This is a genomic window from Flavobacterium amylolyticum (assembly GCF_048284335.1).
Classification (GTDB): Bacteria; Bacteroidota; Bacteroidia; order Flavobacteriales; family Flavobacteriaceae; genus Flavobacterium.
In genome coordinates, this window is record NZ_JBLVPG010000004.1 from 165,098 (window position 1) to 180,866 (window position 15,769).

Below are 15,769 nucleotides of genomic sequence, written 5' to 3' on the forward strand. Positions count from 1 at the left end.
AAAAATAAGGCTGTCAGTAAAATGATAGCCTCGTTTTTTTTAATCTGTTTTTTATTAAAGTAACAGCAAACTAATTAATTTGCTCTAAAAATTTGTTTATTCCATTGTTTTAATCTTTAATAATTATTAGTTAAATTTGATTGTATCTTTCATTTAAAATCAGACAATTGCAAAATTTGTTTGTATTTAATTTTAGAATAATAAATAACTTTTAAACTTTATGGTAATACAACAAAGAAATCCTGATTCAGATGGGATTTATCACTTCGATAATTTTTTTAACATCTCAGCTGATTTTATTTGTATTGCAGGATTTGATGGCTATTTTAAAAGAATAAATCCCGCAGTATCAAATTTATTAGGTTTTACAGAGGAGGAATTATACGCCAGACCTATTAGTAGTTTTGTATATGCATCAGACCTTAAAATCACTATAGAAACCAGAGAACAAGTATACAAAAACAAGCCTCTTTTAAATTTTGAGAACCGGTATTTAACTAAAAGTGGCGAAATTATTTGGCTGTCTTGGACCTCAATGCCTATTGAATCTGAAAGATTAGTATATGCGATTGCCAAAAACATTACGCATAAAAAAAGGATGGAAGAAGAACGCAATTTGCTCCTTGCCAATCTTACACAAATTAACAAAGAACTTACCCTTTTGTCACACAAAACATCTCATGATTTAAAGTCTCCCATCAATAATATGCTTTCGGTTTTTAGTCTTATTGATGTTTCAAAAATAGAAGATCCGGAAACATTTGAACTAATTAATATTCTTAAACTAATCAGTCAAAATTTAAAACAAACGTTAAACGATTCAATTGATCAATTAGTGGTAAACGAGAACATAAATACTCAAATTGAAGAAATAAATCTTAAGGAATCACTAGACGAAGTGCTTTTATCAATAAATTCTTTAGTTCTCGATTCAAAAGCAATTATTAATATTGACTTTTCAAATTTTGCTCATATTACTTTCAATAAAGCCTATATTAAAAGTATTTTTTTAAATTTATTAACCAATTCGATTAAATATACAAAGCCAGAACATTGCCCAATCATTACCATTCAATCTAAAAAAGTAAATGGTGTCCGCCAATTAATTTTTTCTGATAATGGCCTTGGTTTTGATATGGAAAAAGTAAAAGATAAAATTTTTGGTCTGTATGAAAAATTCAATACTAATAGTGACAGCAATGGTATAGGATTGTATTTAGTCTATAATCAAATCACCTCTTTAGGCGGTAAAATTGGGGTTGAGAGCTCCATAAATAATGGGGCTACGTTCACAATAAGCTTCAAATATTAAATGAACACCTTTAATTATTTTTTATACAAATTATAGTAGAAGTATCAGTAACTTAAATTTAACGATATGAAAAACTTTGATTGGACCACATTTACAAGACGAATTGCAGTACGGTCAAGTCTAACCGAAATGTATGATGCTTGGGCAAAAGCCACGGAAATAGAAAAATGGTTTTTAAGCAATGCTACCTATTTCGATGCAAACAAAAACTTGGTTGCCAAAGATACCCCAATCGAGAAATATTTTATTTATGAATGGAATTGGTTCTTGTATGAAGGGATGGAAAAAGGAAAAATAATCGACACAAATGGTATCGATTTTATTCAATTTTCATTTGCTGGAGATTGCTTAGTTGACATTCAACTTTCCATACATGACGATTATATTATAGTTGAATTGACTCAGAAAAACATCCCCACTGATGAAAGCTCAAAACAGAACATTCGACTAGGATGTGATTCCGGCTGGTCCTTTTTTCTGTTAAACCTCAAATCTGTGTACGAAGGTGGATTAGATTTAAGAAATAAAGACCCCAAATTAAAAGGAATGATTAATAGTTAAGATAAAAAATTCACATTGTCCAAACATAAAAAAACTACAAGCACATCACTTGTAGTTTTTTGTTTTTAAATTAAAATAACTACAAACAGATACGTTATTGAGTCTTAACTGAAGTTACAATCCCATTCTGATCCATTAAATAGAGTAGAGACGCCATTGTTGCCGCTCCCAGTTCTAATTCTCTTTTATTGATTGCATCAAAAGTGTCGTTTGCTGCATGGTGATAATCAAAATACCGTTGCGAATCTGGTTTTAATCCAGCTTTTACAATTGTTTTAGAAGTTAATGGATCAATATCCGAGCCACTGTGCCCTTTAGTAAAACTATGAATTAAATACGGTTCAAATAAGCTTTTCCAACCTTCAATTTTATTGAAATTTGCAGCATCCGTTTCAAAAGAAAACCCTCTGGGGCTAAATCCGCCCGAGTCACTTTCCAGAGCAAAAATATGATTTTCTTTGTTGGCCTGTGCCAATTCTTCATACTTGTCTCCGCCTCTACCTCCATTTTCTTCATTCATAAAAAGGACCACCCGAAGCGTATTTTTAGGCTTATACCCTATGTTTTTAAAGATATTCATAACTTCCATACTTTGTACAACTCCTGCTCCATCGTCATGGGAACCATCGGCTAAATCCCAAGAATCAAGATGACCGCCAACCACCATGATATTCTCTGGATGCTCAGTTCCTGTTATTTCTCCCACTACATTGTAAGACAAAACATCTTCCATCTGCTGACAGGATTGTTTGAAATAAAATTTCAATTTCGGATTCTTTTTTAAAGTTTTACTCAACAATTCCGCACCATTAGTACTTACAGCAGCAGTGGGAATGTATTGTGATTTTGGAATGTCACCATAACTTTGAGCACCTGTGTGTGGGTAATCATCCAAACGTAAATTCATAGAGCGTACAATTGTTCCCACAGCTCCAAATTTTGAAGCTTCTTTAGCACCGGCATAACGTTGATCAACACAACCTCCATACGATTTAAAGGTCTCAATATTCTCCTGTTCCATGGGTCTGTTGAAAAACACAATTTTCCCTTTTATTTTATTTCCCAGAGTATTGAGTTCAGCAATACTTTGTACTTCAATCACTTCCGCCTTAAGTCCGTTTTTTAAAGTAGCCACAGAACCTCCCAAAGCACAAATAGGCACATTGATTTTGGTTTTATCGTCTTGAATGTAAGCCGTTTCTTTTATTCCTCGAACCCATTTTGGCACCATTACTTCCTGAAGATAAACCCTGTCGAATCCCAAGGTTTCTAATTCTGCTTTGGTGTATTGCACCGCTTTTTCAGCATTGGCTGAGCCTGATAATCGCGCACCAATTTTATTGGACAAATGGTCTAACCAAGAATAACATTTAGCATTCGTTAAGGAAGATTTATAGATTTCCTTTATGGTTTTTTCTTCGTTAGTTTGTGCAAAAAGAACAATTCCATTAAGAAACAGCGTAATACATAATATTGATTTTTTCATAATTTATCAAGGTAATGATTTGAAATAATACTTTATAATTTTAGTTTTAGTTTTAGTTTTAGTTTTAGTTTAAATTGCAATTTCGTAATTCGTATCGAATAGTACATACAAAACTCAAAAATAATCCTGCACGAATAAAACAATCTGCACGATATTTTTAGTTCATTAACTCGAAACTGATTGCCGTTCCACCACCTGGAGCCAGATTTAAGTTGATATTTGATTTACTGGTGACTACTATCGTCTTTATTCTATAGGCAATAGGATTTATTTGCCAATCGGCATCTTTCGCATCTTCATAAATAATAGCTTTATATTTTTTCCCTTTGGTAAGAAAGTCTAATTTTAGTTCTGATTTTCTGGCATTTTCATCTGTGATTGCACCTAGAAACCAAGATTCCGTCCCCTTAGCTTTCCTAGCAATTGTAATATAATCACCTGGTTCTGCCTGAAGAATTTTAGAATCATCCCAATCAACTGCAACATCTTTGATAAACTGAAAGGCATCTGGATATTTTTCATAATTTTCTAATAAATCAGCTGCCATTTGTATTGGAGAATACATGGTTACATACAAGGCTAATTGCTTGGCTAATGTAGTATGCACTTGCTCGGTTTTATTTTTATCATAATAACTCATTTTGATTTCAAATATTCCAGGTGTGTAATCCATTGGTCCTCCCAATAATCTGGTAAATGGTAAAATAGTTTCGTGCATGGGTGGATTTCCAACACTCCAGGCATTAAATTCATTTCCACGAGCAGCCTCAGCAGCCACAAAATTTGGATAAGTTCTACTGTAGCCGGTTGGTCTCGAGGATTCGTGTGAATTCAGCATTAACTTGTTTTCGGCAAATCGTCTGGCTACAAAATTAAAGTGGTTGACCATCGTTTGTCCGTCATGAAACTCTCCTCTTGGTATAATTTTACCTACATATCCTGTTTTTGCAGCGGGATAGTCGTATTTTTTCATCAAATCTAATGCTCGGTCCAAATGACGTTCGTAATTCGCAACCGAACCAGATGTTTCATGATGCATGATCATTTGTACCTTTTTTGCTTTGGCGTAAGCCGAAATCGCAGCAATATCAAAATCCGGGTAAGGCGTGGTAAAATCAAAAACTTCCTCTTTCCAGTTTCCATTCCAATCCTCCCAACCTACATTCCAGCCTTCAACTAAAACGCCGTCAAAGCCATTTTTGGCAGCAAAATCAATGTATCTTTTTGTGTTTTCTGTTGTTGCGCCATGTTTTCCAGATGCTTTTGGGGCATCAGCAAAATTCGTGGCGTTTTGAGATCCTGCATAATCCCAAGTTGATTTTCCAACATGCATTTCCCACCAAATCCCAACATACTTCATGGGTTTAATCCAAGAAGTGTCTTCTATTTTTGAAGGCTCATTTAAGTTTAAAATCATTTTAGAACCCACAATAACTCTAGCGTCATCACTAACCATGATTGTTCGCCATGGAGAGACACAAGGTGTTTGCAAATAGGCTTTATCGCCAATCGCATTTGGAACTAATTCTGCTTTTAATTTGTAATTTATTACATCGGCCTTTACATGCATGACCGGATAATTGACTACTGCAGCTTCAAAAATATTCAGGTACAATCCTGTTGGAGATTTCATCATCAATGGAGTTTGAATCATATATTTTCCGGGAATAGATTTTACTCCAATTCCGTTATTCCTATTAATTTTAGCATTGTCTATTTCAGAAAATTTTGTTTCATTGTATTCGTACTCATTACTGTCAAAATCTCCTGGAATCCAGAAAACTTTATTATCTGCAGTCAAATTAAATTGAGTAACCTCATCAGAAATGATGAAATAATTCAACGCTGCTTGTCTTGGAAAATCGTATCTGAAAGCTACTCCTTCGTCAAAAACTCTAAAAATGATATTCATTTTTACTTTAGATTCTTTATTGATCAAAGAAATAATAAGCTCATTATAATGATTTACAATGCTTGCTTGTTCCCCTAAAACGGGTTGCCAAGATTCATTAAAACTAGCCGTTTTTGAAGTTAATATTTCAAAATTAGTGTCGAGAGCTAGTTTTTCCTTTAGTTTAATTCCTAAAGCACTTTCTAAAACAACTGCTTTATTTTTGTAATTAACTGTATAAGTGGGTTGTCCGTTATCCCCTAATTTGAAATTTACAACTATCTTGCCCGAGGGCGATTGTGTACTCTGACAATACACAGAATTCAAACTAAAGAGTAGAAAAAGAAAAAATAAATATTTCATTTTGAATGATTTTTTTGAATTGATAAAAGTAAATAAAATTGCCTTTTATATTTGTATCGCTTTTAACAAATACCATTTTTTTGTTAAAAAAAAACCCTTCAGCAAACATACTGAAGGGCCGATCATAAACAAACAAACCAAATCTATTTAATCAACTCAAAACTAACTTTAGAGGTGGTACTGGAATTTGTACCTATAAAAACTTGAAAAGTACCCGGTTCCGCGACAAAATGTAACTCCGAATTATAAAACTTCAATTCTTCAATAGCTATTTCAAAGGTTACCGTTTGCATTTCTCCTTTTTTAATTGCTATTTTTTGGAATCCTTTCAATTCTTTTAGCGGTCTGGTTACTGACCCAACTACATCCCTTATATACAATTGAACAACTTCTTTACCATCATAATCCCCAGTGTTTTTAACGTCAACACTAACCTTCAACTTTTCGTTAAAATTCATTTTATCTGATGAAATGCTCAAGTTCGAATAGTCAAAAGTGGTATAACTCAATCCAAAGCCAAAAGGAAACAATGGCTCATTTCTTTCGTCAATATAATTCGATCTGAATTTCTCGAACTTCCCTTCTGTATTACCTAATGGTCTTCCTGTATTTTTTTGGTTGTAATAAATAGGCACCTGCCCTACACTTCTTGGGAAAGTAGCAGTCAATTTTCCCGAAGGATTTTCATTTCCAAACAAAACGTCAGCAATGGCATTTCCAGCTTCACTTCCTGCAAACCATGTATTCAATAGCGCTGGAACAGTCTCATTTTCCTGAACCAAAACTAATGGACGTCCAGTAAATAAAACTAAAACTACTGGCTTTCCTGTTTTTAATAATGCTTGCAGTAAGTCTTTTTGTGCTTGTGGAATTTCTAAGTTCGTTCTACTGCTGCTTTCTCCAGACATTTCTGCTGATTCCCCTAAAGCGGCAACAATTACATCCGATTGATTGGCAATTTTCAAAGCTTCTGCTAATAATTCTGCTGCCGTTCTGTTATCTCGGTGCAAGGTTTTCCCGAACATGGTCGCTTTTTCTTCAAAAACCGCATCATAATCCAGATTGCTTCCTTTGGCGTAAAGCACCTTTGTCCCTTTGCCCGCTACTTCTTTTATTCCTGCCAAAAGCGAAATAGATTTATCCTGATTTGTTGCTACACTCCAAGTTCCTGCCATATTTTCTTTGGCATCCGCCAAAGGTCCGATTAGAGCAATAGTTCCTGACTTTTTCAAAGGAAGCAACTGATTTTGATTCTTTAATAAAACTAAAGATTGAGAAGCTGTTTTTCTGGCTTCGGCTCTGTTGCTTGTTGTAAAAATTTCTTTTTTAGCTCTTGTAGCATCGGTATAGCGATAGGGATCATGAAACAATCCCAGATCATATTTAGCATTCAAAATAAGACGGACGGCATTATCAATTTGTTCGATACTCACTTTCTTTTCGTCTACTGATTTCTTCAAAGTCGTTAAGAATCCTTCGCCCACCATATCCATTTCAATCCCAGCATTTAATGCCAAAGCAGAAACCGTTTGCAAATCCCCCATTCCATGATCTATCATTTCAGGAATTCCTGTAAAATCAGTTACTACAAATCCTTTGAAACCCCATTGCTTGCGCAACACATCGGTCATTAACCATTTATTTCCGGTTGCAGGAATTCCTTCTACTTCATTGAAAGAAGCCATAACAGAACCTACTCCTGCATCAACAGCGGCTTTGTAAGGCGGAAAATAATCATTATACATTCTGATTCGACTCATATCAACCGTATTGTAATCGCGTCCTGCTTCGGGCGCACCGTACAAAGCAAAATGTTTGACACAGGCCAAAATGGTATTATTCCTTGACAAATCATTTTGTTGATACCCATTGACCATAGCTTTTGCAATTTGGCTTCCCAAAAAAGGATCTTCACCAGAACCCTCTGAAACCCTGCCCCAACGTGGATCACGGGAAATATCAACCATAGGGGAAAAAGTCCAGTTAATTCCATCAGCACTGGCTTCTTGTGCCGCAATTTGAGCACTTCGTTCTATTAATTTCATGTCCCAAGTAGCAGACATTCCCAAAGGAATCGGAAAGGTTGTTTCATAACCATGAATCACGTCCATTCCAAAAAGCAACGGAATTTTTAATCGGCTTTTTTCGACAGCAATCTTTTGAACTTCATATATTTTTTGAACAGATTTGATGTTGAACAAACCGCCCACTTTACCTTCTTCGATATTCTTCGCCACATTAGAACTGTTAGCAGCTCCAGTAGTTATATCTCCCGAAGTAGGCAAATTTAATTGCCCAATTTTTTCTTCCAAAGTCATTTTCGAAAGTAACTCTGCTACGAATTCTGTTTTCGGTTTAATTTTGACGTTCTTTTTACCTTGCTTTTTTTGGCTGTAGCCAAAAAGAGAAAAGCCAATAAGGAGTATAATAAGTTTAATTTTCATTTTGTTTGTTTTTTGTTTTTTGGAACATCCAATCATAAATTTCTTGGTTGTCATATACACGCGACCAACTGTCGTGGTTTGCATCATCAAAAATGGTTAGTTCCACATTGGTGTTGCAGGTTTTTAATTTTTTATACATCGTAATAGAATAATCCACATTGACAACATCATCTAATAATCCATGAAAAATCCGAATAGGAATAGCTTTAATTTTACAATTTTCGATCATTGGAATTCTATCCACATATCCTGCAATAGGCACTAAAGCCGCAAAAGTTTCAGGGTGTGCAAAAGCTAGATTCCAAGCGCCCCAAGCTCCCATACTAAGACCTGTGAGATAAATTCGGTTGGGATCAATATTGTTCTCTTTCTGGATCTTTAAAATCAAACGGTAGAGTACTTCTTCATTCCAGTATTCGTTTTCCGGACATTGTGGTGCCAAAACATACGCATCTAGTTCGTTACTTTTCAAATACTTGAATGGTCCATGCGCTTTTACTTTTTCGATATCAATTCCTTTTTCACCAGAACCGTGCAGAAAAACAATCAGTGGCTTTTTTTCTTTAGTATTTTTTGGAACGTGTAACGCGTATGCTAATTCCCGTTTTTGTACGATTTCAGTTTTTATTTTCCCTACAATCTCAGTTTGAGAAAACAAATTCCACGAAACTAAAAAAGCGGTTATTACCATTAGATACTTCATCAATTCTTAAAAATTATATTTTGTAGAATTAAATCCCAATTTTGCCAAACCCGGTTTTATTTCTGGAGCATTCATAAATAATTTCCATAATAAACCGCTACGGTGATTTTCAATCATGGGAGCAATTGTACCTTGATCAATCGCTAAATATCGTGGCGTTACCCAATTATAATGTGGAGAAAAAGCATCATAAGGCCCTGCTATTCCAACATACTCTGCTCTTTTTTCATCATATAGATAATGAAGAAACTTCATGGATTCTACAGGTGTAAAAGGAAAAGAAGAAAGTGCTGCCGTAGGCGTAATTACCCCTAAATCATTGTTAGGTTGATGTGCTGAATATCCTGTAGAACCATCACTATTACGAGAATAACTCGCCGTTAAACCCCAGCATTTATCTGAATATCCTTTCCATTGACGTGGATTAGCTATGCAATATTGATTGATGATTTTAGAATGATTTTGGGTCAATGCCCAATAATCGGCATATTGATCCTTCAAAGTGGTAGGATCTAATCCTAAATAAGAATATTGCGCCCAAAACAAAGGCCCTACATTTCCTGATGCTCCGTTATAATTGAAAATCACAGGGATTCCATATTGAGTTCCTCCATTTTTGATAGCTCCATTTCTTGCCCAGGCCTGATGATAAGCTGCAGCTGGAATAGGATGTGTAGGCGAAGTAGCTCCCAAAACATAGGTAATCAAACATTCATTATAGCCTTCTAACTTAAAATTCATGTCCCAACCGTATTGGGGAGACCAATGCCAGTAAAGGGCGTTTTCTCCTTTTGTATACCAATCCCATTCTACTCCTTTCCAGAGCGCATCGGCTTTTAAGGCTAATGCTTTTTCTGAGTCAGAACCATTTTTAAAATATTCTCTAACACTTAATAATCCTTGGCAAAGAAAAGCAGTTTCAACTAAATCACCTCCATTGTCTTTTGTTCCGAAGGGGATTACTTTTCCGGTTGAACCGTCCATCCAATGGGGCCAAGCGCCATGAAAACGTTCGGCTTTTTCTAGAAAATTCATGGCAGTATTAAGTCGTGAGACCGCTTCTGATCGATTTACAAAACCGCGCTCAACACCTACAATTATTGACATCAATCCAAAACCGGAACCTCCTGTAGTGACTATATTAGCTTCAAAACCAGGATCATTCGTATAATAGCGTTCTCTGGCCAGTTTAGAATTGGGCTCTGCATACTCCCAAAAATACTTAATGGCATCTTTTTGAACCTGATCCATAGCCTCAATATCCGTCAAAGGAACTGTTGGAGTTACAGGAGTTGTTGGCAACGGAGTACCAGTGCCTCCTGTACTCTCCGGAGTTGAGGAAGAGCAGGAAATAAAAAAGCTAATACAAAATAGGATACTCAGGGAAATCTTCATTTTAATAAAAATAATAGGATTAATAATTTTAAAATAAACCCCTATTTTTTTTTAAAACTAGGGGTTTATAATCTTTTATCTGTTGTCTTTTTCTAATTTATTAAGTGCCGATATTTCGTTTATGGAAAGAGCTACGTTATAAATTCTAAACTCATCTAATAGTCCTGCAAAACTAGTTGCCCAGCCTTCTTGAGAACCATTGTTTAAAGACGGGGTGGTTTCAAATTGATGTGTTCCTATAACAACTTTACCATTTGTACCCGTCATTTGAAAATTGCCATATTTTGGAGCATTATTAATATTGTTTATGTCCCCTGGATTATCCGCAAATAAAGGGGCAACACCAGCAGTCCCAGTAGCCGGAGCATAAGGAAAACCACCTAAATTTGCACACAATGCTCCGTTCACATAAGCAGATATTATGCTGGTGGCTGCATTATAAGTAAATACAACATGAATCCATTGGTTCAAACTATTGTCTAAATTCATAATTGCACCTTGCCCTTTCCATGCTACACCAGCTCTTCCATTTTCTATGCCTAATTTTAATCGCAATCGATTGGGGAAATTATTGTCCGGATTTTCTAAATATAAATTTAGTCCTCCCCAAAACTCTAATGGTCTCACAATTGAAAAAATACCTTGAGCACCTTTACCCACTCCTGGAGTCGCTGGATCAACAGTATTTGCAGTATTCATCCAAAAAGAGACTGTGAAATTATTTAAAGATGTAATTGCCTGTGTAGCATTTGCGACAGCATATCGTTCTTGAGAACTTGATCCAGAATAGGCATTTCCTTTTATTCCAGTTGCATATCCTACATTGGTACCCATAAATCCAGTAAGATTATTTTTACTGTCCGTAAGGTTGTTATCAAAACTCAACTTAGTGACCAAATTTCCTGCTGCAATAGCATCTGAACTTTCAAAACCTCCTATAGGTTCATAAGCAATTGGGCTGTTTACTGTATCGATACTATCCTGGTTACAGCTCACAAAAAATTGTGAAACCAGAACAGTAGCAAATATGATAGTATATTTATTTTTTTTCATTTTGCTGTTTTTAATAATTAATACCCAGGATTTTGAATGGACAATCCCGCGGCTTCGGTAATAAATAGTTGTGGTATTGGAAATACTTCATGTTTACCAGTAACAAATGTTTTTCCATGAATGGCAAAAGCTGTCGCTGCTTGTCCTGTTCGTACAAGATCAAAAAATCTGTCATGTTCAAAGGCCATTTCTACTCTTCTTTCCTTCCAAATTGCAGTTCTTACATCCCCTTGTGAGGCAAATGTTGTATTGGGTAGTCCTGCTCTTGTTCTAATTTGGTTTAACAAAAGAATCGCTTGAGGCGTTTGGTTTAATTCGTTTAATGCTTCCGCTTTCATTAAGAGCACTTCCGCATAACGCAAATACTTAATGTTAGTATCTGAATTATCCTGACCAGAAAAAGCCGAAGAATAGGCTTTATAATTGTATCTAGGATTATCCGCGTCGGCAGGTACTATCCTACCATCGTATAAGGTTGTACCTCTAAACATAATTGTTGCATTTTTCCTCACATCATTGGCTTCATAAGCATTTACTAAACTTTGAGAAGGCGTATTGAAACCCCAACCCCATCCTCCAGAACCACGGGCGCCTTGAGTTTGCGAATATTGTTTAATTCCTTGAGCCGGAACTGAACCCACACCCTGAATTTCAAAAATAGATTCGGCGTCATTTTCTCCAGCAAGTCTAAACATAGAAGCATAATCTGAAACGAGAGAATACCCCGTAACTAAATTACAATTGTCAATTACTTTCTGCCAGTTTTTTTGGTATAAATTTACTTTTGCCAATAAGGCATATGCAGCTCCTTGTGAAACTCTTCCTTTTTCGGAAGCAGCATAAGCTGCTTTAGTAGGCAATGCTGCAATAGCATCATTCAAATCACTTTCAATAAACGTATATACTTCTGCACTTGATTTACGTGTTAACTGCATAATCCTATCTTCTTCTGAAGAAGGATTTGGCAAACGATCCACAATGGGAACACCACCGTAACTTTTGACCAAAGTAAAATACATAAAAGCACGTAAAAACTTCGCTTCACCAATTAACCTGGTACGCAAAGCAGGATTAGCCTGATCCAATTGTGGGATGATACTTAATGCCTGGTTACACCTATTGATTCCTTCGTAATTAGCTATAAAAATTTCACTAGTAGAAGGACTTGAGGGATTATAAGTCAAGGCATCCATTAAATCTTTATCGGAACCTGTATCTCCAGCTGAAGATCCCTTATCAGCATCGTCAGAGGCAATACTAGATAATCCAATCCAAGAAAAAGAAGACATATTCCAATCTAAAAATTTATTATAAATTGCAGTAACAAAGGTTGCTGCGCCAGCATCATTGTTGAATAATGCTACATCATTAGTAGAAATAGATTCAGTTTGATCTACCTCTAAATAATCATTTGAACACCCTGAAAAAAAGTATGTGGATAGAACAAAAACGGAAATATATATTTTTTTCATACTATTAAAATTTTAAATTAGCACCAATAACAAATGACCTCAAGGTAGGATACGCATCTAACTCGATTCCTTGACTTCCATAAGGATCGCCATTACCATTTAATTCTGGAGAAAAACCAGTAAACTTCTGGGTGATTAATGGATTTATTGCATTGACATATATTCTACAGGAGTTAATAAGTCCTTCTTTTAAAGGAATTTTATACCCTAAAGTAATATTGTTGATTCTAAAAAAGTCACCTGATTCTAAATAATAAGTAGAAGCGACAGGAACTTGATTAAATGGTGCTGGATTTGAAGCCGTTGTGTTGTTTACCGTCCAAAAATCAGTGGCTAAGGATTCCTCAATATTTTCACCACCAAAACGTTGTGCTTTTTTACCATTGTAGACTTTAGCTCCTGAGGTTCCGTAACCGTCAACTGAAAAATCAAAGTTTTTATAGTTCACGCCTAGCGTAACTCCATAAGTAGAAGTAGGCAAAATAGAACCTACATATTTTTTATCGGCATTGGCTAGAACACCTTGAGCCACTTTATCACCTGCTGCATTGAAATACAACATATTTCCATTTGTAGCATCCAAACCTGCATATTCGTAGATAAAGAAACTACCTAAAGGTTGACCTACGGAAGTATTATCTAATATTTTAGTGTCTTGTCCGTTTCCTAGTCCTCCACCAATAAGTGGTGCCAGCGTGGCATCTTTTAACCCTGAAAGTCTATTTTGGTTGTTGGAAAAATTCCCTCCAAGCCAATAGCTCAAATTATCTGTCAATTGATCGTCCCAACGCAATGCGATTTCATACCCTTTATTGGATACTTCACCAACATGAGCGGGTGAAGAATTGCTTATTCCGGAAGTCAGATAAGGTTTTGTATTCAAAATAACATTGGTTGTTGTTTTGTCATACACGTCAAACGATCCTTTTAACCTGCTATTTAAGAATTCAAAATCGATACCTGCAGAGGCTTCTTCAGTAATTTCCCAAGATAAACTAGGGTCAATCTGAGAATTAATAGTTGTTCCTTCGTTCAGAATAGAACCTCCCAGATAATAACTCAATCCTGATGCATAGGCTTGATTATTCAGCGGTACGTTTTGATTTCCCAATTTACCCCAACCTCCTCGTAATTTCAATAAATCAACTCCTTTGACATCTGCCATAAATCCTTCTTTAGTTATAATCCAACCCAAACCAAAAGCAGGAAAAGTTCCCCAACGATAGTCTTTCCCAAAATTAGAAGAACCATCCCGTCTAAGTGTTCCCGTAAATAAGTACCGATCCATTAATTTATATTGAAAGCGGCCAAAATAAGAAGCTAATTTAGTTTCATTAGAAACTACATCACTGTAATTGATTATATTCCCAGAGTAATCAACGCCGTTTAAAGCCCAATAATTAGCATCTGCATTTACATTTTTTCTAGTGACATTCAACGTTTCTCTAGATCCTCTGATGGAAGTTTCAATTCCTCCTGTAAGTTCAACATCGTGAATCTCCCCAAAAACTTTATTATATGTAAAATAATTTGTTAAGTTCCAATTGAAATATTGAGATCTGCCTTTGGTCAATAAATTCAAAGGAACCCCTTCATTAGCAGCTTCATAATCCGCTGGGCTTGTATTAGGATTTCGCGCCATCCATATTCCTTGGGAATCTGAATAGTTATAATTTTTCCAAGAATAATATTCCCCATTAAATTGGGAAGTAAATGTTAAGGAATCAAAAATATCATAATCTAACTTCAACCCTCCTTGCAAAGTCAAACTCCTTTGCTGTTCATCAAAAAAGTCTAATTGCGCTACTGGATTCCCCACATTATTAAATAAAGCACCTGTTGTACCTGCAAAACCATTTGCACCTACCAGTGGAACACCGTATTGACCATCTGGAAAAAAAACAGGTACTATAGGAGATTGTTTATAAGCAGTGGTAAAAGCGCCCAAAGGTTTAGGAGCTGAATTAGTCGAGCCAAAACTAAAATTTTGATTTAAAGTTAGCTTATCAGAAATCTTATACTCATTATTATTTCTAAAGGTAGTACGACTGTAATCTAAACCTTTAAGAACTCCTTTCTCTTCATAGTTTCCAATGCTAAAAAAGAATTTAATATTTTCTGTTGATCCGGAAACCGAAACGTTATTTTGAGAATACGATCCTGTTCGGGTAATGGCATCAAACCAATCCGTGTTTACTGGTTGATCTTGCGAAAAAGTAGTAGATTGCAATGCAGCATTCGAATAATGTGAAAACTTATTACTTCCTGCCATTTTTACTTTTTTCAAAGGTTGTCTAAAACCCGCAAAAGTTTCAAATTCTACGGAAACTTTGTCCCCTTTTCCTTTTTTAGTGGTAATAATAATAACTCCGTTAGCTGCTCTGGTTCCATAAATAGCAAGAGAAGAAGCATCTTTCAAGATTTCATAAGAAGTAATATCATTAGTATTAATGTTATTAATGTTCTCCGTAGGCATACCATCTACAACAAATAAAGGAGTTCGGCCACCAATTGCCGTACCTAACCCCCTAATAACCACAGTAGGTGAACTTCCGGGTAAATCCGAAGAAATTACCTGAACGCCAGCGGCTTTTCCTTGGATGGCCTGTGAAGCATTAAGTACTTTCGTTTTAGAGATTTCTTCCGCTTTCAACGAAGTAATAGAAGAAGTATTATCAATAATTTTTCGAGTTCCATACCCAATTACAACGACTTCATCTAATTGTGTATCCTGATCCTCTTGAAGAACAATACGCATCAAGCTTGATGTAGCTGTTATAGAAGTTGGTTCAAAACCTAACATAGAAATTTGTAAAACTTCACCTTCTACAGCTCTGATTTCAAAATTTCCGTCAAAGTCAGTAGCTGCATTCGTTTTTGAATCAACTGCAACTATAATACCACCCGGAATTCCGATGCCATTTTTATCTGATACCTTTCCTTTAATTACTTGACCAGACATGTAAGCCGGAAGTAGAATGAGCGCTAAAAAGCCCAAAATAAAATTTCTCATATAGTATTAAATTGTTAAAATGTTATTAAAGCTAAAGTAGCTAATTACAACGTTATAGTTAACAAAACGGGAGTAC

At 35.5% G+C, this 15,769-nt stretch carries 10 protein-coding genes; 2 read left to right on the top strand and 8 right to left on the bottom strand.

Annotated elements, in window-relative coordinates; all coding sequences use genetic code 11:
• Window positions 1-220: 220 nt before the first annotated feature.
• Window positions 221-1,312 (top strand): PAS domain-containing sensor histidine kinase, encoded by a 1,092-nt coding sequence (locus tag ACNQF9_RS13840; RefSeq protein WP_417961534.1) that lies wholly within the window; start codon window positions 221-223, stop codon window positions 1,310-1,312.
• 66 nt (window positions 1,313-1,378) lie between these two features.
• Complete coding sequence (locus ACNQF9_RS13845) at window positions 1,379-1,873, top strand: SRPBCC family protein (RefSeq protein ID WP_417990439.1); 495 nt, start codon at window positions 1,379-1,381, stop codon at window positions 1,871-1,873.
• A 94-nt stretch (window positions 1,874-1,967) separates the two neighbouring features.
• Here the strand turns inward: ACNQF9_RS13845 and ACNQF9_RS13850 are convergent, their stop codons facing one another.
• The 8 genes from ACNQF9_RS13850 to ACNQF9_RS13885 form a co-directional block, all read right to left on the bottom strand.
• Window positions 1,968-3,359: a M28 family peptidase gene (locus tag ACNQF9_RS13850; protein ID WP_417990440.1), complete on the bottom strand. Its 1,392-nt coding sequence runs from the start codon at window positions 3,357-3,359 to the stop codon at window positions 1,968-1,970.
• Between the two features lie 157 nt (window positions 3,360-3,516).
• Complete coding sequence (locus tag ACNQF9_RS13855; RefSeq protein WP_417990441.1) at window positions 3,517-5,613, bottom strand: glycoside hydrolase family 97 protein; 2,097 nt, start codon at window positions 5,611-5,613, stop codon at window positions 3,517-3,519.
• 143 nt (window positions 5,614-5,756) lie between these two features.
• Complete coding sequence (gene bglX, locus ACNQF9_RS13860) at window positions 5,757-8,057, bottom strand: beta-glucosidase BglX (protein ID WP_417990442.1); 2,301 nt, start codon at window positions 8,055-8,057, stop codon at window positions 5,757-5,759.
• The gene (locus ACNQF9_RS13865; protein ID WP_417961544.1) at window positions 8,047-8,760 is read right to left on the bottom strand and encodes a carboxylesterase family protein; all 714 of its coding nucleotides are present in this window, start codon (window positions 8,758-8,760) and stop codon (window positions 8,047-8,049) included. Before ACNQF9_RS13865 ends, bglX begins: the two co-directional genes overlap by 11 nt.
• A gap of 6 nt (window positions 8,761-8,766) precedes the next feature.
• A complete protein-coding gene (locus tag ACNQF9_RS13870) occupies window positions 8,767-10,155 on the bottom strand; it encodes a glucoamylase family protein (protein WP_417961546.1) in 1,389 nt (462 codons plus the stop codon).
• A 75-nt stretch (window positions 10,156-10,230) separates the two neighbouring features.
• A complete protein-coding gene (locus ACNQF9_RS13875; protein ID WP_417961548.1) occupies window positions 10,231-11,208 on the bottom strand; it encodes a LamG-like jellyroll fold domain-containing protein in 978 nt (325 codons plus the stop codon).
• A gap of 17 nt (window positions 11,209-11,225) precedes the next feature.
• Window positions 11,226-12,680, bottom strand: a complete 1,455-nt coding sequence (locus tag ACNQF9_RS13880; protein ID WP_417961550.1) for a RagB/SusD family nutrient uptake outer membrane protein — start codon at window positions 12,678-12,680, stop codon at window positions 11,226-11,228.
• 4 nt (window positions 12,681-12,684) lie between these two features.
• Window positions 12,685-15,693 carry a SusC/RagA family TonB-linked outer membrane protein gene (locus ACNQF9_RS13885; protein ID WP_417961552.1) on the bottom strand — a complete coding sequence of 1,003 codons (3,009 nt, stop codon included), beginning with the start codon at window positions 15,691-15,693 and terminating at the stop codon, window positions 12,685-12,687.
• Window positions 15,694-15,769 lie beyond the last annotated feature (76 nt).

Coding starts and splice junctions, on each gene's coding strand:
- ACNQF9_RS13850 (WP_417990440.1), bottom strand. CDS start 3,359: ATGAAAAAATCAATATTATGTATTACGCTGTTTCTTAATGGAATTGTT.
- ACNQF9_RS13875 (WP_417961548.1), bottom strand. CDS start 11,208: ATGAAAAAAAATAAATATACTATCATATTTGCTACTGTTCTGGTTTCA.
- bglX (WP_417990442.1), bottom strand. CDS start 8,057: ATGAAAATTAAACTTATTATACTCCTTATTGGCTTTTCTCTTTTTGGC.
- ACNQF9_RS13880 (WP_417961550.1), bottom strand. CDS start 12,680: ATGAAAAAAATATATATTTCCGTTTTTGTTCTATCCACATACTTTTTT.
- ACNQF9_RS13855 (WP_417990441.1), bottom strand. CDS start 5,613: ATGAAATATTTATTTTTTCTTTTTCTACTCTTTAGTTTGAATTCTGTG.
- ACNQF9_RS13870 (WP_417961546.1), bottom strand. CDS start 10,155: ATGAAGATTTCCCTGAGTATCCTATTTTGTATTAGCTTTTTTATTTCC.
- ACNQF9_RS13840 (WP_417961534.1), top strand. CDS start 221: ATGGTAATACAACAAAGAAATCCTGATTCAGATGGGATTTATCACTTC.
- ACNQF9_RS13865 (WP_417961544.1), bottom strand. CDS start 8,760: ATGAAGTATCTAATGGTAATAACCGCTTTTTTAGTTTCGTGGAATTTG.
- ACNQF9_RS13885 (WP_417961552.1), bottom strand. CDS start 15,693: ATGAGAAATTTTATTTTGGGCTTTTTAGCGCTCATTCTACTTCCGGCT.
- ACNQF9_RS13845 (WP_417990439.1), top strand. CDS start 1,379: ATGAAAAACTTTGATTGGACCACATTTACAAGACGAATTGCAGTACGG.